The following is a 20107-nucleotide window of genomic DNA, read 5'->3' as shown; positions in this document are numbered from 1 at the left end:
AGCCAGCGCGTGCACCGTCCTCCCGTCCCCTCCCGTCACCCTGGCCGTCAACGCCGGCCGGCCTGGGCGCTCACCGTCCTGACCGCCGCCCTGTGTGCCGGGCAGCTCGCCGTGCCCGGCCTCGCCACGCCCTCGGCGGCCGCCGAGCCCTGCCGCAATCCCGTCACCGGCGACGAACTCCCCGACGGCCTGGGCCCGTACCCCCTCATCCAGCAGCTCGCCCTGCCCAACGCCTGGGACCTGTCCACCGGCACGGGCGTCACCGTCGGCATCGTCGACTCCGGTGTGGACGCGCGCCACCCCGACCTCGAAGGAGCCGTGCACCGGGGCAGCGAGTACACGACGGTGAACGAGGAGCGCGGCTTCGACCGCACCAGCCCGCAGCCCGAGCAGGACTGCGCGGGCCACGGCACCGCGCTCGCCGGGCTGATAGCCGGCCGCCGCACCGAGGGCGACCGCATGACCGGCGTCGCCCCCGGCGCGTCCGTCTACCCCGTGCGCGTCGCCGACGGCGTGGACCAGGTGGACGTCACCCTCCTCGCCGCCGCCATCGACGACGCGGTGGACGCCGGCGTCGGCGTCCTCAACCTCTCCTTCGCCTTCCCCGTCGACCACGACGCGCTGCGCGAGGCCGTCGGACGGGCGGTGGCCGCCGACGTGGTGGTCGTCGCCGCGGCGGGCAACGAGGGCAACAACACCGTCCAGGACGGCCGCATGTACCCGGCCGCCTACGACGGCGTGCTCGCCGTCGGCTCGGTCGACGCGGACGGCCAGCCCCTGGAGAACTCCAACCGCGGCCCGTGGGTCGACCTCGCGGGCTACGGCGAGAACCTCACCCTCGTCGCCCCCGGCGGCTCCGGCTACCGCACGGACTCCGGCAACAGCTACGCCGCCGCCGAGGTCTCCGGCGCCGCCGCCCTCGTCCGCGCCCTCCACCCCGCCCTGTCCGCGGCCGAGGTCGCCGAGCGCCTCCTCGGCTCGGCCACCCCGGTCGGCGGCGGGCGCAACGACAGGACGGGCGCGGGCATCGTCGATCCCTACCGCGCCCTCACCTGGATGCCGGGCGAGGACGCCAGGGAAGCGGGAACGGGCGGGCGCGTCACCGCCGCCGACGTCCCCGAGGACGAGCCCCTGCTGTCCGACACCGCCGCCACCGCCCTCGCCTGGAGCGGCTGCCTGCTGCTCGCCGTCGTCCTCGGCCTGGCGAGCGCGCCCGCCGTCCGCCGCGCGGCGGGACGCGGCTGGCGCGCCGGACCCGAGCCGGGACAGCGGGACACCGCGGACCCCATGGCGTCCCCGGCGGCCGGACCGCCGAGCGCGCCGCGCCCCCGCCTCGCCTGGCTCGACGGCAGCGACGTGCCGTCACCCGACGACCCCAAGACCACCGCCCCCCGGAACCGGACACGATAGATGGCCAGTACAAGCGAGCAGGCGGAGGCGTACGCCTACGAGAACCGCCGCAGGACCACCAGCCTCATCCGGGGCGCCGACGAGGCCAGGAACGACCCGCGCCGCAGACTCAACCGCGGCGTGGGCGGCGGCATCGCCATCGGCATCCTCATCATGGCCGGCTTCGGCATCGCCGGCTGGCTCGGCGGCGGCAAGGGCCCCAAGCTGCCCGACAGCGGGGCCGTCATCACCGGCGAGGGCGACCGGTACGTCGTCTCCGACGGCGTCGTCCACCCCGCCCTCAACCTCGCCTCCGCGCTGCTCGTCGGCGGCGGACAGCTGACCGAGGTGCGCCAGGGCGTGCTGAACGACGCGCCGCGCGGCCTCCCGGTCGGCATCGAGGGCGCCCCGGACGCGCTGCCGGGCGACGGCGACCTCGTGACCGGCGACTGGACGCTGTGCGCCGTCCCCTCGGAGACGGGCGGCGAGCCGACCAGGACGGCGCTGTACATCTCCGTGCCCGGCGTCGCCCCGCCCGAGGGCGCGGAGAGCGCCACCGTGCTCGCCAGGTCGGAGGACGACCGGCTGTGGCTCCTCACCGAGGGCCGCAGGTACGCCATCGCCGAGTCGCTCCTCGGCGCGCTCGACCTCCAGCGCGCGGAGACCCAGCAGCTGCCCTCCGCCATCCTCGCGACCCTCCCCGAGGGCCCCGAGATCACGCTCCCCGAGGCGGGCGCCGACACCGGCGGCACCCCGGCGGCCGGGGCGCTGCCCTTCGAGGCGGCCGTCGGCGACCTCGCCCACACCGAGATGAGCGGGCCCAACCCGCAGTACTTCGTCGTCCGCCCGGACGGCCTGCTCAGCATCTCCGAGGTCGTCTACCGGCTGCTCAGCGTCGACGCCCCGGACGACCACGCGATCACCGGCGCGGACGCCGCCCGCGCGGCGTCGTCCCAGGACAGCCCGCCCGGCGACGAGTTCTGGCCGGAGCGGCTGCCCCGCGCCCAGGACCCGGGCCGCGACCAGCCCATCTGCATCAGCACCCCGCCGGGCGGCCAGCCGGGCGACACCCCCTGGCAGGCGACCGTCCACCTGCCGGGCGCCATGCCGGAGCCGGAGGGCATGGACCCCGTCGTCACCCTGGACGGCACCCGGCTCGGCCAGCTCGACCAGATCTGGATCCCGACCGGCAAGGGCGTCGTCGTACGGGCCACCGCGTCGGCGGGCTCGGGCGGCACGTACACACTGGTGACCGACAGCGGCACGGCGTACCCGTTCTCCTCGCCCGACGCGGTGCAGCGGCTGCGGTACGTCCCGGCGGACGCGCCGTCGCTGCCGCAGAGCTTCGTGCGCCTGCTGCCGCGCGGCCCGGTGCTCGACCCGGAGGCGGCGGGCGTCGAGCAGCGCGAGGTGGCGGTGCCCCGGGACGGCGGGGAAGCGGCCGGCGAGGGTTCGGGCGACGAGAGCGGAGAGGGAGAGTGATGGCCCGAGGAGGCGGACGCCGCGGCGGTGCCGCTGCGCCCGGACAGACGTCCGGCACGCCGAGGAGCCGGCGCCCGGTGCGGTTCACGCGCGGCCGGGTGGTCGCCCTGGAGGCGGGGGCCGGGAGCGTCGCGGCAGGCGTCGCGTTCCAGAGCACCTGGGGGTACGTGCTGGCGGGCGCGGGCGGCCTGCTGACGGCGGGCGCGCTGCTGCGCGTCCGCGGCGACTGGGCCGACCAGCAGCTCGTCGACCAGCAGCGCCGCCGTGCCCTCGCCCCCGCGTCGCCGCCCGCGCGGCCCGCGGGCGAGGAGGACCTCGGCGTCGTCCACACCCTGCTGCCCGCCCTGGACGTCACCGAGGTCGCCGACCGCAACGCGGCGGCGGGCGGCGGCGCGGCCGAGGGCGGCACCCGCGCCGCGCCCGGCCGCCCGCAGGGCCTCGGCGTCCTCGCCGACGGACGCGGCTACGCGGCCGTGGTCGCCTTCCCCGGCGGCACGCTGCCCGCGCTGCCCGCCGGGGAGATCGCCCGCTGGCTGGACGAGGACCCGGCGCGCCCGGCGGCGGCCCAGCTCGTCGTCGAGCAGTTCGGCCTGCCGCCCTGGGACTTCCACTACCGCTACCAGCCGACCGTCGCCTACCGGCAGCTGCCCACCGGCGGCCGCCCCATCGCCGTGCGGTCCTGGCTGGTGCTGCGCTACGAGCCGTTCGACGCCCCCGAGGCCGCCGAGCGGCGCGGCGGCGGCGCGGCCGGGGCGCGGGCCGCGCTCGCCGCGGCGGCCGCCAGGCTGCGCGCCAGGCTCGCCCTGCTCGGCGCGCCCAGCAGCCCGCTGGACGCCGACGCGCTGCGCGCCCTGCTGCGGCAGATCGGCGACGCGTCGGGCGAGGGCCGCGCCATCCCCGGCAGCTGGGCGGGGAACGCCGCCACCCACTGCACCGTCACCGCCGAGATCCGCGGCCAGGCCGACTGGGGGCGGCTCGTCACCGGCCTCGCCGCCTGCACCGCCGACCGCGTCGTCACCGCCGCCACCCTCACCCGTGAGGACGGCGAGCTGCGCGTGCGGACCGCCGTGCGGATCGTGAGCACGCTCGCGCAGCACGCGGCGGCCGAACGCGACCGGCTGCTCCAGCTCGGCGTCGTCGGGCCGCCCGCCACCGACCAGGCGGCCGGGCTGCTGGCGACGCTGCCGGTGGCGTACCCGTCGCGTTCGCTGGTCGAGGCCACCGGGCTGTTCGGCGCCGGACGCACCGCCGCCCCCGTCCCCGCCCCCGCCGCCGCGCCGTCGGCCGCCCGTACAGGAGGCGTGAGCGCCCGATGACATCCCCTCTGCCGATCCCCGACCTGACCACGCTGCCCGCCACCTCCTGGCAGGACCCGGCGCCCCCCGGGCCGCTGCTCCACCCGGCGCACGCGGGTGTGCACCTCGGCACCGACGTGTCGGGCCGCTCCGTCGCGCTGCCCGCGCCGGGACCGGCGGGCATACGCGTCGCCGTGCTCGGGGAGTCGCTGTTCGGGCGGCTGTTCGCGCTGCGGCTGCTGGCCGTGGGCGCCCGCGTCACCGCCGCCACGCGCAGCCCCGACCAGTGGGCGGGCGTACGGCAGGCGGCGGGCGACCGGCTCGTCCTCACCGGCCAGACCGGCGCCTGGCCGCCGCAGCCGCCCGCGCCGCCGACGGTGGACGCGGGGCCGCAGGCGCTCGTGTGCGACCTGCGGCGCCCGCCGCACGTGGCGCTGTCCGCGGGGCCGTGGCGGACGGTGCTGCACGTGACGCGGACGCCGCCGCGCCGCTCGGCGTTCTGGACGTCGGCGGAGGCGGTGCTGGCGCTGGACGCGCAGTTCGCGCAGGGGGTCCAGCAGATCCTCGGCGAGCGGGCGGCCGAGGTGACAGCGGCGTTGACACCGGGCGAGATCGTGGTGTTCCACCGCGCGGGCGGCTGCGACGTGCTGCGGCCCGACATCTCCCCGGGCGAGACCGCGCTGCTGACCCCGGGCCGACCGGGCCGCGCCTGACCGGCGGCGGACGGGGGTGTGCATGATGGGGGCATGGATCTGCGTATCTTCACCGAACCCCAGCAGGGCGCCTCGTACGACACCCTCCTGTCCGTCGCCAAGGCCACCGAGGACCTGGGCTTCGACGCCTTCTTCCGCTCCGACCACTACCTGCGCATGGGCGACGGGGATGGCCTGCCCGGGCCGACCGACGCATGGGTGACCCTCGCCGGCCTCGCCAGGGAGACCAGCCGCATCCGGCTCGGCACCCTGATGACGGCGGCGACGTTCCGGCTGCCCGGTGTGCTCGCGATCCAGGTGGCGCAGGTGGACGCCATGTCCGGCGGCCGGGTCGAACTGGGCCTGGGCGCCGGATGGTTCGCGGAGGAGCACACGGCGTACGGCATCCCGTTCCCGAAGCGCAAGTTCCCGCGCCTCGAGGAGCAGCTGGCCATCGTCACCGGGCTGTGGGGCACCCCGGCCGGTGAGACGTTCTCCTACGAGGGCGAGCACTACCGGCTGACCGACTCGCCCGCGCTGCCCAAGCCCGTGCAGGAGCGGATTCCGGTGCTGCTCGGCGGCATGGGCAAGGAGACGACGCCGCGCCTCGCGGCCCAGTACGCCGACGAGTTCAACATCCCCTTCGGCTCGGTCGAGGACAGCGACGCGCAGTTCGGGCGCGTGCGCGCCGCCGCCGAGAAGGCCGGGCGCAAGGCGGACGACCTGGTGTACTCCAACGCGCTGGTCGCCTGCGTCGGCAAGGACGACGCCGAGGTGGCGCGCCGCGCCGCGGCGATCGGCCGCGACGTGGATGAGCTGAAGGCCAACGGGCTGGCGGGCACGCCGGACGAGGTGGCCGAGCGCATCGGCGCGTTCGCGGCCATCGGCTCGTCGCGGATCTACCTCCAGATCCTCGACCTCGACGACCTGGACCACCTGGAGCTGATCGCCTCCCGGGTGGCGCCGCAGCTGGGGTGAGCCCCGCGTTCCCCGCGCTGTCGCCGTCCGGCCGCGCCCTGGTGCTGGACGGCGGGCTGTCGAACCAGCTCGCCGCCCAGGGCCAGGACGTGTCCGGCGAGTTGTGGACGGCGCGGCTGCTCGCGGACGCGCCGGACGCCCTCGTCGCGGCGCACGCGGCGTACCTGCGGGCGGGCGCCGAGGTGGTGACGACCGCCAGTTACCAGGCGTCGTTCGAGGGCTTCGCGCGGCGGGGGGCCGGACGGGCGGCGGCGGAGCGGCTGTTCGGGGACGGCGTGCGGCTCGCGCGGCGCGCCGTCGCGGAGTCGGGGCGGCGGGCGTGGGTGGCCGCGTCGGTGGGTCCTTACGGGGCGGTGCTCGCGGACGGGAGCGAGTACCGGGGGCGGTACGGTCTCCCGGTCGCGGAGTTGACGCGTTTCCACCGGCCCCGGATCGAGGCGCTGGCCGCGGCGGGGCCGGACGTGCTGGCGCTGGAGACGGTGCCCGACGTGCGGGAGGCGGAGGCGCTGCTGCGCGCGGCCGAGGGGTGCGGCGTACCGGTGTGGCTGTCGTACACCGTCGCGGGCGGCAGGACGCGGGCCGGGCAGCCGCTGCGGGAGGCGTTCGCGCTGGCGGCGGGCGTGGACCAGGTGGTCGCGGTCGGTGTCAACTGCTGTGACCCGCGCGAGGTCCTGCCCGCGGTCGGGCTCGCCGTGGCGGTGACGGGCAAACCCGCCGTCGCCTACCCCAACAGCGGGGAGGAGTGGGACGGGGCGGCCGGCCGCTGGCGCGGGCCGTCGCGGTTCGCGCCGGAGGCGGCCGTCGCGTGGCGGGCGGCGGGGGCGCGGCTGATCGGGGGCTGCTGCCGGGTCGGCCCCGGCGGGATCGCGGCGATGGCGGAGCAACTGGCGGGCGGGTGACGGGCGGGTGACGGGCGTTGACGGCCCGCCACCCTCTCCGTGCGGCGGGTCAGCCGGGGATGGCGCCCACCAGGCCGCCGTCCACGACCAGGTCCTGCCCGTTGACGTACGACGCGTCGGACGAGGCGAGGAACGCGACGGCCGCCGCCACCTCCTCGGGCCGCCCGAAGCGCCCGGCCAGGACACGGCCGGTCAGGGCCCCCGCGTCCTCGGGGCTCAGCGCCTCGACCGGGTACATGGGGGTGTCGATGTAGCCGGGGCTGACGGAGTTGACGCGTATGCCGCGCGGCCCGAGCGACGCCGCCAGGGTGCGGGCCAGGTTGTGGACCCCGGCCTTGGTCGCCGAGTAGACGGTGAGGGCGCTGTTGCCCCGGTGCAGGGTCCACGAGGCGTTGAGGACGACCGAGCCGCCGTCCACGAGCAGCGGCAGCGCCTTCTGGACCGTGAAGAACACGCCCTTGAGGTTGACGTCGAGCGCCTGGTCCCAGTCCTTCTCCGTGATCTCGGCGAACGGCTTGAGCAGCAGGGTCCCGGCGTTCACGAAGAGGCTGTCGATCAGGCCGTGGCGTTCCCGCACCGTCTCCATCAGCCCGTCCACGGCGGCGAGGTCGGCGGTGTCGGCCACGACGCCGGAGGCGGCCTCGCCGAGCGCGGCGACGGCGGCGTCCACCCGCTCGGCGGTCCTGCCGGTGACGACGGCCCGGCCGCCCTCGGCGATCAGCCGCCGCGCGGTGGCGAGCCCCATGCCGCTGGTGCCGCCGGTGATCAGGACGGTCTTGCCGGTGAAGCGGTTCATGCGGATTCCCCTTCGGTGGTGCCGGTGAGCAGTGCGGTGAGCCGGTCGGCGAGCACGGGCAGCCAGTCGGACCGCGCGTTGCCGAGGAGGTGGTCCCCGTGCGGGACGAGCAGGTACTCGCCCCGCGGCGCCAGGCGGGCCAGCGGCTCCCCGTTCTCCGCGCCGGGGATGACATCCTGCCCACCGTCCACGACGAGAACCGGCGCGCTGATCCGCGGCGCCAGCGCCGACAGGTCGACCCGCCCCGCGAACTCCCGCGCCGCGTCCTCCCCCCGGGCCCGGCGCGCGAGGATGTCCCGGACGGGCCCCGGCAGCGCGTCCCAGTCGAGGCGGAACGGGCCGCTGACCGTGGCGACGGCCGCCACACGCGGTTCGTACGCCGCGCTCCCGGCCGCGTACCAGCCGCCCAGGCTCATGCCGACGAGCCCCACGCGCGGGACGCCGAGCGCGTCCACGACCCGCCCGATCACCCGGTGGTAGTCCGCCCGGACGGCCGTGGCGGCGGCGAGCGCGCCCTGCCCCGGGCCGTCCATGGAGTACACCGCGACGCCCCTGGCCAGCAGCGCGTCCACCAGGTCCTGGAACTCCTCCTTCGCCGAGTCGAGACCGGGCACGACGACCACGGTGGCCGGGGCGTCGCCGGGGCCGCGCAGCCAGCCGGTGAACTCCTCGCCCGCGATGCGGCGGGCGCCGGGGTCGAGCAGGGGCAGCGCGCGGGCCAGGGCGTCGTCCGCGTCGGCGGCGGCACGTGCCTGCTCGGGGTGCGGCGCCAGCGTGGCGGCGTGGAACCACCGCGCCGCCGTCCGCAGGTGCTCACCGGCGGACAGGGGGGACGCGGCCTGTGCGGCGCGTGCGGCGTGCTCGCGGGCGGCGCGGACGAAGGCCGGGCACCAGTCGTCCAGGGAGCGGAGCCCTGAGGTGACGCGCCGGTACTCGTGCGGGTCGAGTCCCGCGCCGGTGGCGCGCGTCCACTGCGCTTCGGCGAACGCGGCAGCGGCGGCCAGGGCGTTCACGCGGCGGCTCCGATCGTGAGGACGGCCTTGCCGCGGATGCGGCGCTCGCGCAGGTCGGCCAGCGTCGCGGCGGTCTCCGCCCAGTCGGCGACGCGGCCGATCTCCGGGTGCAGCCGTCCGTTGTCCACCAGCCGCACCAGCGCGGCGAGGTCCGGTGCGTACGGGGCGCCCGCGTAGTGGAAGTGCCGGACGGTGGCGCCCGCGGGGCCGCCGAGCAGGTCGAAGAAGTCCAGGGTGACGGGCGTACGGCTCGCCTGGCCGAACCAGATCAGCGTGCCGCCCGGCACCAGCCGTGACAGCGCGGCGGGCAGCTCCGCGCCGCCCGTCGACTCCAGCACCACGTCGAACGGGCCCCGCGCGTCCGCCGCTCCGCGTACCGCCGCCGCGGCGCCCAGCTCCAGCAGCCGCGCGGCGCGCCCGGGGGTGGCCGTCACGACGGTGGTCTCCGCGCCCGCGGCGGCCGCCAGTTCGGTCAGGTAGTGGCCGACGCCGCCCGAGGCGCCGGTGAGCAGCACGCGGGCCGCCACCAGGTTCCCGGCCGCGCGGAGCAGGCGCAGGGCCGTGATCCCGGCGAGGGGGAGGGCGGCGGCCCGGACGGAGTCGACGCCGTCGGGGAGGGCGGCGAGCGAGTGGGTGGGGACGGCGGCGTACTCGGCCCAGCCGCCGTGCGGCGGGTGGCCGGCCACGCGCGTACCGGCGCGCGGGCCCGAGCCGTCGGCGGCGGGCTGGACGACCAGGCCCGCGATGTCCTTGCCGGGGCGTGCGCCGGGGACCGGCCGTTCGAGCAGGAAGGTCTCACCGCGGTTGGGCGCGAACGCCTCGACGCGGACCAGCGCCTCGTCGGGCGCGGGGACGGGCTGGGCGGCTTCGGCGAACGCCACCGGCCGCCGCGGATCGCCCGTGGGGATCAGTTGTCGCATGCCGCCGATCGAACAGCGGCCACGGCCCGAGGGGCCAACAACGGGCGGGAGCGGCCGACACCTTCCGGTTGTCGCCTATGGTGAGGGGCGTGCGCGGCGACCTGGACCAAGACCTGGACCAAAACCTGGACCTGGATCTCGGACAGGTCCGCGCGTTCGTACTCGCGGCCGACGCGCTGCACTTCGGGCGCGCGGCGGAGGCGCTGTCGATCTCGCAGCAGGCGCTGTCCAAGCGCGTCGCCAGGCTTGAGTCGCTGCTGGGCGCGGAGCTGTTCGTGCGCGACGGCCGGGGGGTGCGGCTGAGCGAGGCGGGGCACCGGTTCCTCGGGCCTGCCAGGCGCGCGCTCACCGCGGGGGAGGCCGCGGTGGTGGCGGTCACGGGGGAGCGGCGGCCCCTGCGGATCGACGTGTGGGGGCATCTGTACGCGCCGATGCGGACGATGGCCCGGATCGCCGAGCGTGCCGCGGACAGGGCCGGGGAGCCGCCGTTCGCGCTGGGGCACGGGCGCGACCTGCCGTCGGTGACGGCCGCGCTGCTGCACGGCGAGATCGACGCCGCGTTCGGCCGGGTCCACCCGCCGCTGCCCGCCGGGCTCGCGCACCGGCTGGTGCGGCTGGAGCCGGTGGACGCCGTCCTGGGCGCGGGGCATCCGCTCGCGGACGAGCCCGCGCTCCGTCCCGGGCAGCTGCGGGGCGGCGTGCTGTGGGCGCCGGGGGCGCTCGACCGGCTGGACTTCCTGCACCGTTTCGCCGCGCACTTCGGCATCGCCGAGCGCGCCGAGGGCGCCAACCTGGGGCTCGACCACTTCCTCGCGGAACTGGTGGCGGACCCGCGCCGCTTCTCGCTGATGCCCGCCGACGTGCCGCTGCCCGCGGTCCCCGGGCTCAGGTCCGTGCCGCTGGTGGAGCCGACGCCGCTGTACGCCTGGTCGCTGCTGTGGGCCGGGGAGAACGGGCATCCGGGGCTGCGGCGGCTCGCCGCCGCCTGTGCGGCGGAGGCGCGGTCGAGCCGGTGGCTGGAGTACGACCCGGCGCGCGACTGGCTGCCGGAGCCGCATCTCCCGGCGGGTACGGCCGCGGGGATGACTTCGGTCGTGGCGGAAGGCGACTTTGGATGACTGCCGCCGCCGAGGACGACGACTTTGGATGACTGTCGCCGGGCGCCGGGCCGCCCGTACGGTCGTGGTGGCCGGGTGGACCGGCACCGCGGGCGGCGGAGCGCCCGCGGCGGGAGGGACGCGCCGAGAGGAACGGGATCATGGCTGGGGAGCGGCAGAGGACGGCGACGGAGCTGGGGATGCCCCGCGCCGACCAGGCGGTGCTGCTGTGCGGCGGTCCGGTGCTGGGGGCGCTGGCCGGCTTCTTCCTGCCGCCGGTCGCCGACTGGGTCGCCGGCCTGCGCTGGGCGCCGATGCAGGGACCGTTCGAACTGATCGCCTCGTGGGACGCGGGCTGGGTCGCGCTCGTCCTCGGCGTCCTGGGGCTGGCCGCCGGGCTGCTGCTCGCGTTCGCCGCCATCGAGAGCACCCTGCGGGTGACCGTCACCGACGAGGCGCTGACGGTGCGGAAGGACGAGGCCGTCCGCGAGATACGGCGGCACGACGTCGAGACCGTGTTCCTGGACGGCAAGCGGCTGGTGGTGCTCGACCGCGAGTCCCGGCACCTGCTGCGCGACACCTCCGAGATGTCGGCCGACGCGATCGAGCGCGCGTTCACGGCCCACGGCTACCCGTGGTGCGCCGCCGACCCGTACGCCGGTCTCTACCGCCGCTGGGTCCCCGAGACACCGGACCTCCCCGGCGCGGTCAACGCGCTGCTGAAGGCGCGGGAGGCCGCCCTGAGCAAGAAGGCGCACGACGACACGGCCGAACTGCGCGCCGAGGTCGAGAAGTCCGGCTTCGCCGTGCGCGACGAGGGCAGCCGCCAGTACTGGCGACCGCTGGTGCGGTCATGACCCGCACCCACCGGCAGAACCGGATCACCGACGTCGTCGCCCTCGCCCTGTCGCTGCTCGCCGGCCTGCTGTTCGCCGCCGACGCGGTGAACAGCGGACGCGAGGGGCACCCGGCGGCCTTCACCGCCGCGCTGGTGGCGTCCGCCGCGGGCTGCGCGGCACTGTGGTGGCGCCGCGAACACCCGGTGGGCGTCGCCCTGTTCATCCTCCCGATCGCCGCGCTCGCGGAGTACGTCGGCGCGGCCTCGGTCGTCGCGCTCTTCACCGTCGCCGTGCACCGTCCCTGGCGCACCACCCTGCTGATGTCCGCCGCCTACCTGGCGGGCGGCGTGCCGTACGCGATGCTCTGGCCCGACCCCGACGTGGCGGCGGCAGGGGCGGGCGTCCTCGGCCAGATCGCGTTCAACCTGGTGTTCGGCGTCGTCCTCATGTCGCCCTTCGTCGCCTGGGGCATGGTGATCCGCGCCCGGCGGGAGGTCGTGGCCTCGCTGCGGGACCGCGCCGAGCGCGCGGAGGCGGAGGCCGCGCTGCGCGCCGAGCAGATCCGCAGCCGCGAGCGGGAGCACATCGCCCGCGAGATGCACGACGTCCTGGCCCACCGGATCACCCTGCTCAGCCTGCACGCGGGCGCGCTGGAGGTCCGGCCCGACATGGCGGCCGACCAGATCGCCGCGACGGCGGGCACCATCCGCTCCAGCGCCCACCAGGCCCTGGAGGACCTGCGGGAGATCCTGGGGGTGCTGCGCCCCGGCGGGGAGAGTTCGACGCGGCCCCAGCCCGGCATCGGGGACATAGCCGGGCTCGCCGCCGAGGCGGCCGGGGCGGGGGCCGCCGTCGAGCTGGACGACCGGCTGGCCGACCCGGGAGACGCGCCGTCCTCCACTAGCCGCACGGCCTTCCGCGTCGTCCAGGAGGGCCTGACCAACGCCCGCAAGCACGCGCCCGGCCGGTGCGCCCGCGTCCTGCTCGACCTCCCCGAGGACGGCGAGCTGCTGGTGCGGGTCACCAACCCGCTGGGCGACCCGGGGGCCGCGCCCGCCGCGCCCGGCGCGCGTTCGGGACTCGTCGGCCTCACCGAGCGGGTCCAGCTCACCGGCGGCCGTATCGACTACGGCGCGCGCCGCCGCCGGGACGGCGGGATCGAGTTCCGACTGGAGGCACGTCTGCCGTGGCCGAGCTGATCCGGGTGGTCGTCGCCGACGACGACGCCCTCGTCCGCACCGGGCTCTCGCTCATCCTGGGCGCCGACCCGGGGATCGAGGTCGTGGCCGAGGCGGCGGACGGCGTCGCCGCCGTCGAGGCGGCCAGGCGCCACAAGCCCGACGTCGTGCTGATGGACATCCGCATGCCGAGGATGGACGGCCTCGCCGCCACCGAGGCCCTGCGCGCCGACGGCACGGGCCCCGTGGTCGTGGTGCTCACCACCTTCAACACCGACGAGTACGTCCTGCGGGCCCTGCGCGCCGGGGCGGGCGGGTTCCTGCTGAAGGACGTGCCGCCCACCGAGTTCCTGCGGGCCGTCCGCGTCGCGGCGAGCGGCGAGTCGATGCTCTCGCCCGCCGTCACGACACGGCTGATCGACCACGTCCTGCGGGTCGGTGGCGGCGGCGGGGGCGGTAGGGGCAGCGGTCGGGAGCAGGGCCTCGGCGACCGGGACGGCAAGCAGGCGGAACGGGCGCGCCGCGCCCTGCGCGCACGCGAGGCGCTCGCCGTCCTCAGCGTCCGGGAGCGTGAGGTGGCCCTGGCGGTCGGCGGCGGCCGGTCCAACGCGGAGATCGGCGCCGAGCTGTTCATGAGCGTCGGCACGGTGAAGACCTATGTGTCGCGCATCCTCGACAAACTCGGCTGCGACAACCGCGTGCAGGTCGCCATCCTCGTCCACGAGGCCGACGGATGACGCGCCCGGCGGCGGTCAGTGGTGGTAGCGGTGCACGACCGCGTGGCCCCGGCCGCGCGCGATCATCCACCGGTTCACCGGCGTGGTCACCAGGAAGGCGATGGCCAGCGCCAGGGCCAGCGACGCCCAGAACAGGCCGTCCGACAGCTCCGCGTCCATGGCGCCCGGCATCACGAGCAGCGTGCCGTTGTCCACGAGTTCCATGACGGCGATCGACAGCGTGTCCGCCGTCAGGGCCACACCGATCGCCGCGCCCAGGGCCACCCCCGCGCGGACGACCGCGTGGAGGGTGAGGGCGTAGCCGAAGACGAAGGCGAGCGCCACGGACAGCAGCACGGTCGGCAGGACACCCCAGCCCAGCGCGGTGCCGATGACCAGGCCGAGCACCTCGCCGATCGCGCAGCCCGTCAGGCAGTGCAGGGTCGCCCGGACCGCCATACCCCAGCCCGCGGACGCCTGTCCGCCGTCCTGTCCTTCGTGCCGCATGCGGTGCCCCCGGTCTCCCTGGTCGCACGGACCGCGCGTGCGGCCCTCCCCGCGACATTACCCCTAGGGGGTATCCGCCGGGGGAGGGGGCGTCCGCGCGTGTCGGCTCAGGGCGCGAGGGTGGCGACCATCACGGCCTTGATGGTGTGCAGCCGGTTCTCCGCCTGGTCGAACACGACCGACTGCGCCGACTCGAACACCTCGTCGGTCACCTCCAGGTACGTGAGGCCGTGCCGCTCGTGCACCTGCCGCCCCACCTCGGTGCCGAGGTCGTGGAAGGCGGGCAGGCAGTGCAGGAACCGCACGTCCGGGTTCCCCGTGGCCCGCAGCACCTCCATCGTGACGGCGTAGGGCCGCAGCAGCGCGATCCGCTCGTCCCACATCGAGGCCGGCTCGCCCAGCGAGACCCACACGTCCGTGGCGACGAAGTCCGCCCCGCGCACGCCCTCGGCGACGTCCTCGGTCAGCGTGACCCGCGCACCGGTCGTCCCGGCGAGGCGGCGCGCCTCGCCCTGCACCGCCTCGTCCGGCCACAGGGCCCGGGGCGCGACGATCCGCACGTCCATCCCGAGGAGCGCGCCGGTGACGAGGTAGGAGTTGCCCATGTTGTTGCGCGCGTCGCCCAGGTAGGCGAAGGACAGCTCGTCCACGGGCCGGTCGGAGTGCTCGGTCATCGTCAGGACGTCGGCCAGCATCTGCGTCGGGTGCCAGTCGTCGGTCAGCCCGTTGTAGACCGGCACGCCCGCGTACGCCGCCAGTTCCTCGACGGTGCTCTGCGCCGCCCCGCGGAACTCGATCGCGTCGAACATCCTGCCCAGCACGCGGGCGGTGTCCCGGGGCGACTCCTTGCGCCCCAGGTGCGTCCCCGCCGGGTCCAGGTAGGTGGTGGACGCGCCCTGGTCGGCCGCCGCGACCTCGAACGCGCAGCGGGTGCGCGTCGAGTTCTTCTCGAAGATCAGCGCGATGTTCCTGCCGGTGAGGCGGCGCTCTTCGGTGCCCGCCCGCTTGGCGGCCTTCAGTTCGCCCGCGAGGGCGACGAGGGACAGGAACTCCTCGGCCGAGAAGTCCAGCTCCTTGAGGAGGTGGCGGCCCGTGAGGTTCAGCGCCATGACGGCTCCATACGTCGAACAGTGGGAATGGTGGGAACAGCGGGAAATGACTGGAACTATATACGTAAAGCTACATGGTTATGCGGGGTCGCGATCCACCGGGCAGCTCATGCAGCGCGGACCGCCCCGGCCGCGCCCCAGTTCGCTCCCCGGGATCTCCAGCACCTCGAAGCCCTGCGCCCGCAGGTGCTCGTTCGCCGTGACCGTCCGCTCGTACGCGATCACGACGCCCGGCTCGACGGCCAGCACGTTGCACCCGTCGTCCCACTGCTCCCGCTCGGCCGCGTGCACGTCCTGCCGCGGGGTCACCACCCGGATCGCCGGGAGGCCGAGCGCGGCGGCGATCGCGCGGTGCATGTGCCCCGGCGGATGGTCGGTGACGCGCAGCCCGGGGCCGCCGTCCTCCGGCTCGCCCGGCTCGATGGTGTACGAGCGCAGCATCCCCAGGCCCGCGTACTGGGTGAACGTCTCGCCGTCCACCATCGTCAGCACCGTGTCCAGGTGCATGAACGCCCGCCGCTTCGGCAGGTCGAGCGCCACGATCCGGCGCGCCGACCCGGCCGCGAACAGCCGCCGCGCCAGCAGCTCCACCGCCTGCGGCGTCGTCCGCTCGCTCATCCCCACGAGCACCGCGCCCTCGCCGATCACCAGCACGTCCCCGCCCTCGATGGTGGACGGCTGCGCGCCCTGCCCCTCGGCCCAGTAGCGGAAGGCATCCCCGGCGTCTGCCGCGCGGGAGAAGAGGGGGTGGTGCCCGTACACCGCCTCGAAGTGGACGCTCTCGCGCTGCCGCGCCGGCCACCGCATCGCGTTGATCGCCACCCCGTCGTACACCCACGCCGACGCGTCGCGGGTGAAAAGGTGGTTGGGCAGCGGGTTGAGCAGGAACTCGTCCATGCCCATCACATGGAAGCGCACCGACACCGGCTCGGCGTGCCCCGCCAGGAACTCACGCTTCGTCATCCCGCCGATCAGCGCCTCGGCCAGCTCGGCGGTCGGCAGCGCGTCGAACGCAGCCCGCAGCCGCCCGGTCGCCAGCGGCCCGTACTCGCGCTCGTCGAAGACGCGGTCGAGCACCAGCGCCCGCGCCCGGGGCACGGCGAGGGTCTCCGCCAGCAGGTCCTGGAAGAGCAGCACCTCGACGCCCCGCTCCCGCAGCAGCGCGGCGAAGACGTCGTGCTCCTCCTGCGCCCGCCGCACCCACAGCAGGTCGTCGAAGAGCAGCTCGTCCTTGTTGCTCGGCGTGAGGCGTTTCAGTTCGAGTCCCGGCCGGTGGAGGATCACCCGGCGCAGCCGTCCGGTCTCCGAGGCGACATGGAAGGTCATGCCCCCATTGCACCACCGCGCGCGGGCGGCGGCCGGAAAAAACGTTCGCATCCGCGTTGTCGCGGTCATGATCTGCGGGCAGGATGCCTTGCGTGACGAAGACGCACGAGGAGACCGGCGCCGAAGTTCCCGGCGCGCGTTGGCGGTTGATCGGTCCCGGGCTGGTGGTCGCGGCCACCGGCGTCGGCGCGGGCGACCTGGTGGCGACGGCCGTGGCGGGGGAGCGGTACGGCTACACCCTGGTCTGGGCGGCCGTCCTCGGCTGCCTGATCAAGATCTCCCTCGCCGAGGCGACCGGCCGCTGGCACCTGGCGACCGGCACGACCATCTTCGACGGCTGGCGGACGCTCGGCCGCTGGACCGTCGCCTACTTCGCGGTGTACGTCGTGGTCTGGGGGTTCGTGTACGGCGCGACCGCCATGTCCGCGAGCGGGCTCCCGCTGGCCGCGCTCTTCCCCGACGGGCCCTCGCTGCGCACCTGGGGCATCCTGACGGGGCTGCTCGGCCTGGTCTGCGTCTGGTTCAACCGCTACGCGGTCGTCGAGAAGCTGATGATGGGCTTCGTCGGCGTCATGTTCGTGGTCGTCGTCGGCATCGCCGTCCGCGTCTCGCCCGACCTGCCCGCGCTCGGCGCCGGGCTGTGGCCGACGCTGCCGGACGGCTCCACGCTGTACACCCTCAGCCTCATCGGCGGCGTCGGCGGCACGATCACGCTCGCCGCGTACGGCTACTGGGTCACCGCCAAGGGCTGGACCGGCCCCCGCTGGATACCGATGATGCGGCTGGACAACCGCGTCGCGTACGCCACGACCGGGCTGTTCGTCGTGGCGATGCTCGTCATCGGCGCCGAGCTGCTGCACGCGGCCGACATCGCGCTGGCCAGCGGCGACCGCGGGCTCCTCGACGTCGGCGACGTGCTGGAGGCGCGCTTCGGCGCGGCCACCGCGAAGCTGTTCCTGATCGGCTTCTTCGCCGCCTCGTTCAGCTCGGTCATCGGCGTCTGGCACGGGGTCAGCCTGCTGTTCACCGACTTCGTCGCCCGGCTGTGGCCCCGCGCGCTCCCGGCGGAGGCGGCGGGCGCGGAGGGCGGCGCCGACCCGGGGCGTGAACGGGCGCGGGAGCGGTCGTGGCCGTTCCGCGCGTACCTGCTGTGGCTGACGTTCCCGCCGATGGGGCTGCTGTGGCTCGACCAGCCGATCGGGCTGATCGTCACGTACGGCGTGCTGGGCGCGTTCTTCATGCCCTTCCTCGCCCTCACGCTGCTGTGGATGCTGAACACCGACCGGGTCGCGCGGGAGTGGCGGAACGGGCCGGTGAGCAACGTGATGCTGGCCGGGTCCGGCGTGCTGTTCGTCGTGCTGTGCGTGCAGCAGATCCGCGACCTGCCCTGGTGACGCGATCAGCGGTCGTCGTGCCCGTCGTGCCCGTCGCGTTCGTCCCACCACGGGTCGTCGGGGCCGCGCCGGTTCGCCGTGATTGCCGCGAGCGGCGGGATGGCGGCGGCCACCACGCACATCGCGATCGCCAGCGGCACCGACCACAGCCGCACCACCGTGCCCGCGCCGACGAACAGCACCAGGCAGACCGCCATCAGCGCGAAGTACCGCCGCCGCCTCCGCTCGTACATCGCCCCAGGCTAGACCGGGCCGCCGCGCCGCGCGGCGCGCCGCCCCGGGCCAGGATGGGCGCATGACCTGGACGACCACCGGCGACCTCGGCACGTTCCTGCGCCACGCGCACACCTTCCTCCACTCCCGGCCGGTCGAGCACACCGTCCCGCTGACGCTGTGCGACACGCTGGCCGCCGCCGGGCCGGATGTCTTCGGCGGCCTCCCGCCCCGGTTCGGCTGGTGGCGCGACGGCGGCGGGCGGGCCGGCGCGGCGTTCGTCCATACCCCGCCCCGCGCCCTCCAGGCGACGCCCCTGCCGCGCGCGGCCGTCGCGCCGCTGGCGGCGGTGCTCGGCGGGGCGGACGGCGCGGCGGCGCCCGACGTGGCGGAGGTGCCCCGCGAGGTGGCCGGGGACTTCGCGGACGCCTGGCTGCGGCTGCCCGGCCACGCCGCCGGGACCGCCAGCACCGTACGCCTCTCCCGCCTCCACCGGCTCACGGCCCTCGCGCCGCCGGTGCCACCGCCGCCGGGCCGGGCACGGGCGGGGACGGCCGCCGACCGCGACCTGCTGGTCCGGTGGATGGCGGGGTACGCGCACGCCCTGGGGGAGCCCGAACTGCTGCGCGGCGCCGCCTCGATGGCCGACGACCGGCTCGCCTCCGGGAGCGTCCTGATGTGGGAGGACGCGAGCGGCGTCCCCGTGGCGACGGCGGGCACGACCCGTCCGGTCGGCGGCGTGGTGCGGATCAACCAGGTCTGGACGCCGCCCGAGCACCGGAGACGCGGCTACGCGGCCGGGCTGACGGCGGCGGCCGCCGCGCGGGCCCTCGGCGGCGGGGCGCGCGAGGTCGTCCTCTTCACCGACCTGGCGAACCCGACGAGCAACGCGCTCTACCACCGCCTCGGCTTCCGGCCGGTCCTCGACCGCGCGGCGGTGCGCCTGCGCCCGGCCTGACGTCCCCTCCCGGCCTCGGCTCTCCCGGCCTCGGCTCTCCCGGCCCCGGCTCTCCCGGCCCCGGCGCGGAACGTGCGGCGGGGCGGGACCGGTCGGCGGCCCCGCCCCGCGGGTGTGTGTCGTCCCGGCGATGCCGCCGGGAGGTCCCCGTCAGGAGACGAACGGCGCGGCCGCCAGGTACGGCAGGCTGCCCGCGAGCAGCCCCGCGAACACGACGGTGGCCGTCATGGTCGCCGCGCCGTCCGACGCGCGCGCCACCATCCCCGTCAGCACCAGGCCCACGGCCCCCGCCAGCAACTCGTAGATCACCAGCAGCGGGGAGAGCAGCACGGCGGCGGCGAAGACGGCCGCGAACAGCACCCGGGTGCGCCGCGTCGTCCGCCGGTCGAGCCTGTGGTCCATCCTGTTGTCGATCGCGTGGTCCATGATCGAGCTCCTCACCGTCGCCGGGTGGTCAGCCGGTCAATGGTCACCTCCCCCGTAACCCGATCTCTCATGCGACCTGCGGTGAATGTGTGTTAACGGGACGGACGGTGACCGGTTTCCGTCCGACTGGGATGACATCTGTTCAGAACGCGTACGCAACACGCCAGTTGTCCGACCAATCGCGGTCCCGGTGCCCTCTGGCGCGGGTCCGGGAGAACCGGGATTATGGGCCAGTCCGACGAACGCTCCGCCTGTCCTGCCTGATCCCCCACCGTGCCCGGCACAGGACGAAGCTCCCCACCGTCACCATCCCCGCGTCACCCCGTCGTCCCGTGCCCCCGTGCGGCCCGTTTCATGTCATGCACAGGTCAATCCGGAGCGTCCTGCCACGAAGGGAGTACGCGATGGCCTGCTCGACCACCTCGCTCTGGGCCGGTGAGACCACCTGGTTCTGCTGCGGCGCCGCCTGGGGCCCCTGCGCCAGCGCGGGCGGCGGCGCCTGCGGCAACTGCCGCTCCGCCGCGAACCACGGCGCCTGGCCCAACGCCAGCCAGGCCTGCTGGGACATCACCCGCCCCGACCTCTGCGGCGAGGGCGGCATGCCCCGCCGCGGCTGCGGCTCCGTGATGAACGTCCGCCACCAGTGTTCCGGCGCGACGGTCTGCATCACCATCACCGACTGCGGCCCCCGCACCCGCAGCTTCTGCGGCGAACAGGCGTGCTGCGGCGGCAGCTGCCGCGTCAACCGCGTCCTGGACCTGACGCCCGCCGCCTTCTCCGCCATCGGCAGCCTCAGCTCAGGCGTCCTCCCGGTCCTCATCACCGAGTGACCCCGCACGGCACCCACGCACGCGCACCGCACCCCTGTGACCCGAAGAAG

At 75.7% G+C, this 20107-nt stretch carries 21 protein-coding genes; 13 read left to right on the top strand and 8 right to left on the bottom strand.

What is annotated here, in order from left to right:
- The first annotated feature begins 9 nt into the window (after positions 1-9).
- The 6 genes from ACIBPC_RS17040 (at position 10) to mmuM (ending at position 6735) form a co-directional block, all read left to right on the top strand.
- Positions 10-1410: a S8 family serine peptidase gene (locus ACIBPC_RS17040; RefSeq protein WP_398845265.1), complete on the top strand. Its 1401-nt coding sequence runs from the start codon at positions 10-12 to the stop codon at positions 1408-1410.
- A complete protein-coding gene (gene eccB / locus ACIBPC_RS17035) occupies positions 1411-2871 on the top strand; it encodes a type VII secretion protein EccB (protein ID WP_398845262.1) in 1461 nt (486 codons plus the stop codon).
- 77 nt (positions 2872-2948) lie between these two features.
- On the top strand, positions 2949-4187 hold the full coding sequence (locus tag ACIBPC_RS17030) for a type VII secretion protein EccE (RefSeq protein ID WP_398845259.1): 1239 nt from the start codon (positions 2949-2951) through the stop codon (positions 4185-4187).
- Positions 4184-4879, top strand: a complete 696-nt coding sequence (locus tag ACIBPC_RS17025) for a hypothetical protein (RefSeq protein ID WP_398845256.1) — start codon at positions 4184-4186, stop codon at positions 4877-4879. Before ACIBPC_RS17030 ends, ACIBPC_RS17025 begins: the two co-directional genes overlap by 4 nt.
- Positions 4880-4912: 33 nt before the next feature.
- Positions 4913-5836 (top strand): LLM class F420-dependent oxidoreductase, encoded by a 924-nt coding sequence (locus ACIBPC_RS17020; RefSeq protein ID WP_398845254.1) that lies wholly within the window; start codon positions 4913-4915, stop codon positions 5834-5836.
- On the top strand, positions 5833-6735 hold the full coding sequence (gene mmuM / locus ACIBPC_RS17015) for a homocysteine S-methyltransferase (RefSeq protein WP_398845252.1): 903 nt from the start codon (positions 5833-5835) through the stop codon (positions 6733-6735). The genes ACIBPC_RS17020 and mmuM overlap by 4 nt, the downstream gene beginning before the upstream one ends.
- Positions 6736-6784: 49 nt before the next feature.
- Here the strand turns inward: mmuM and ACIBPC_RS17010 are convergent, their stop codons facing one another.
- The 3 genes from ACIBPC_RS17010 to ACIBPC_RS17000 are packed head-to-tail and all read right to left on the bottom strand — an operon-like array spanning position 6785 to position 9464.
- Positions 6785-7531 carry an SDR family oxidoreductase gene (locus ACIBPC_RS17010; RefSeq protein WP_362960165.1) on the bottom strand — a complete coding sequence of 249 codons (747 nt, stop codon included), beginning with the start codon at positions 7529-7531 and terminating at the stop codon, positions 6785-6787.
- Positions 7528-8544 (bottom strand): alpha/beta fold hydrolase, encoded by a 1017-nt coding sequence (locus tag ACIBPC_RS17005; protein WP_398845248.1) that lies wholly within the window; start codon positions 8542-8544, stop codon positions 7528-7530. Before ACIBPC_RS17005 ends, ACIBPC_RS17010 begins: the two co-directional genes overlap by 4 nt.
- On the bottom strand, positions 8541-9464 hold the full coding sequence (locus ACIBPC_RS17000; protein ID WP_398845245.1) for a zinc-binding dehydrogenase: 924 nt from the start codon (positions 9462-9464) through the stop codon (positions 8541-8543). The genes ACIBPC_RS17005 and ACIBPC_RS17000 overlap by 4 nt, the downstream gene beginning before the upstream one ends.
- Before the next feature lie 125 nt (positions 9465-9589).
- Here ACIBPC_RS17000 and ACIBPC_RS16995 point away from each other — a divergent pair, with 125 nt between their 5' ends.
- From ACIBPC_RS16995 to ACIBPC_RS16980, 4 genes are all read left to right on the top strand, one after another.
- Positions 9590-10582 (top strand): LysR family transcriptional regulator, encoded by a 993-nt coding sequence (locus ACIBPC_RS16995; RefSeq protein WP_398845627.1) that lies wholly within the window; start codon positions 9590-9592, stop codon positions 10580-10582.
- A 140-nt stretch (positions 10583-10722) separates the two neighbouring features.
- Positions 10723-11418, top strand: coding sequence for a hypothetical protein (locus tag ACIBPC_RS16990; RefSeq protein ID WP_362960158.1), 696 nt, complete (start codon positions 10723-10725; stop codon positions 11416-11418).
- On the top strand, positions 11415-12599 hold the full coding sequence (locus ACIBPC_RS16985; protein WP_398845242.1) for a sensor histidine kinase: 1185 nt from the start codon (positions 11415-11417) through the stop codon (positions 12597-12599). Before ACIBPC_RS16990 ends, ACIBPC_RS16985 begins: the two co-directional genes overlap by 4 nt.
- Positions 12587-13315: a response regulator gene (locus ACIBPC_RS16980; protein WP_398845240.1), complete on the top strand. Its 729-nt coding sequence runs from the start codon at positions 12587-12589 to the stop codon at positions 13313-13315. The genes ACIBPC_RS16985 and ACIBPC_RS16980 overlap by 13 nt, the downstream gene beginning before the upstream one ends.
- Before the next feature lie 15 nt (positions 13316-13330).
- On the opposite strand, the gene ACIBPC_RS16975 is transcribed toward ACIBPC_RS16980, so the two are convergent.
- The 3 genes from ACIBPC_RS16975 to ACIBPC_RS16965 all read right to left on the bottom strand — a co-directional run bounded on the left by ACIBPC_RS16975 (position 13331) and on the right by ACIBPC_RS16965 (position 16236).
- Complete coding sequence (locus tag ACIBPC_RS16975) at positions 13331-13801, bottom strand: DUF4396 domain-containing protein (RefSeq protein WP_398845237.1); 471 nt, start codon at positions 13799-13801, stop codon at positions 13331-13333.
- A gap of 107 nt (positions 13802-13908) precedes the next feature.
- On the bottom strand, positions 13909-14910 hold the full coding sequence (gene argF / locus ACIBPC_RS16970; RefSeq protein WP_398845235.1) for an ornithine carbamoyltransferase: 1002 nt from the start codon (positions 14908-14910) through the stop codon (positions 13909-13911).
- 78 nt (positions 14911-14988) lie between these two features.
- Positions 14989-16236, bottom strand: coding sequence for an arginine deiminase (locus ACIBPC_RS16965; protein ID WP_398845232.1), 1248 nt, complete (start codon positions 16234-16236; stop codon positions 14989-14991).
- Between the two features lie 83 nt (positions 16237-16319).
- Here ACIBPC_RS16965 and ACIBPC_RS16960 point away from each other — a divergent pair, with 83 nt between their 5' ends.
- Positions 16320-17630 carry an Nramp family divalent metal transporter gene (locus ACIBPC_RS16960; protein WP_362960145.1) on the top strand — a complete coding sequence of 437 codons (1311 nt, stop codon included), beginning with the start codon at positions 16320-16322 and terminating at the stop codon, positions 17628-17630.
- A 5-nt stretch (positions 17631-17635) separates the two neighbouring features.
- On the opposite strand, the gene ACIBPC_RS16955 is transcribed toward ACIBPC_RS16960, so the two are convergent.
- Entirely contained in the window at positions 17636-17863 is a 228-nt protein-coding gene (locus tag ACIBPC_RS16955) for a DUF3099 domain-containing protein (protein WP_398845228.1), read from the bottom strand.
- A gap of 62 nt (positions 17864-17925) precedes the next feature.
- On the opposite strand from ACIBPC_RS16955, the gene ACIBPC_RS16950 reads away from it, so the two are divergent.
- Positions 17926-18801, top strand: coding sequence for a GNAT family N-acetyltransferase (locus ACIBPC_RS16950; protein ID WP_398845225.1), 876 nt, complete (start codon positions 17926-17928; stop codon positions 18799-18801).
- Positions 18802-18951: 150 nt separating this feature from the next.
- On the opposite strand, the gene ACIBPC_RS16945 is transcribed toward ACIBPC_RS16950, so the two are convergent.
- The gene (locus ACIBPC_RS16945; protein WP_362960136.1) at positions 18952-19227 is read right to left on the bottom strand and encodes a hypothetical protein; all 276 of its coding nucleotides are present in this window, start codon (positions 19225-19227) and stop codon (positions 18952-18954) included.
- A gap of 404 nt (positions 19228-19631) precedes the next feature.
- On the opposite strand from ACIBPC_RS16945, the gene ACIBPC_RS16940 reads away from it, so the two are divergent.
- Positions 19632-20057 (top strand): hypothetical protein, encoded by a 426-nt coding sequence (locus ACIBPC_RS16940; RefSeq protein ID WP_362960134.1) that lies wholly within the window; start codon positions 19632-19634, stop codon positions 20055-20057.
- Positions 20058-20107 lie beyond the last annotated feature (50 nt).

The sequence above is a fragment of the Streptomyces sp. NPDC049879 genome (assembly GCF_044461265.1).
In the GTDB taxonomy this organism is placed as follows: Bacteria; Actinomycetota; Actinomycetes; order Streptomycetales; family Streptomycetaceae; genus Streptomyces.
This window is presented reverse-complemented; position numbering and strand designations above follow the sequence as displayed.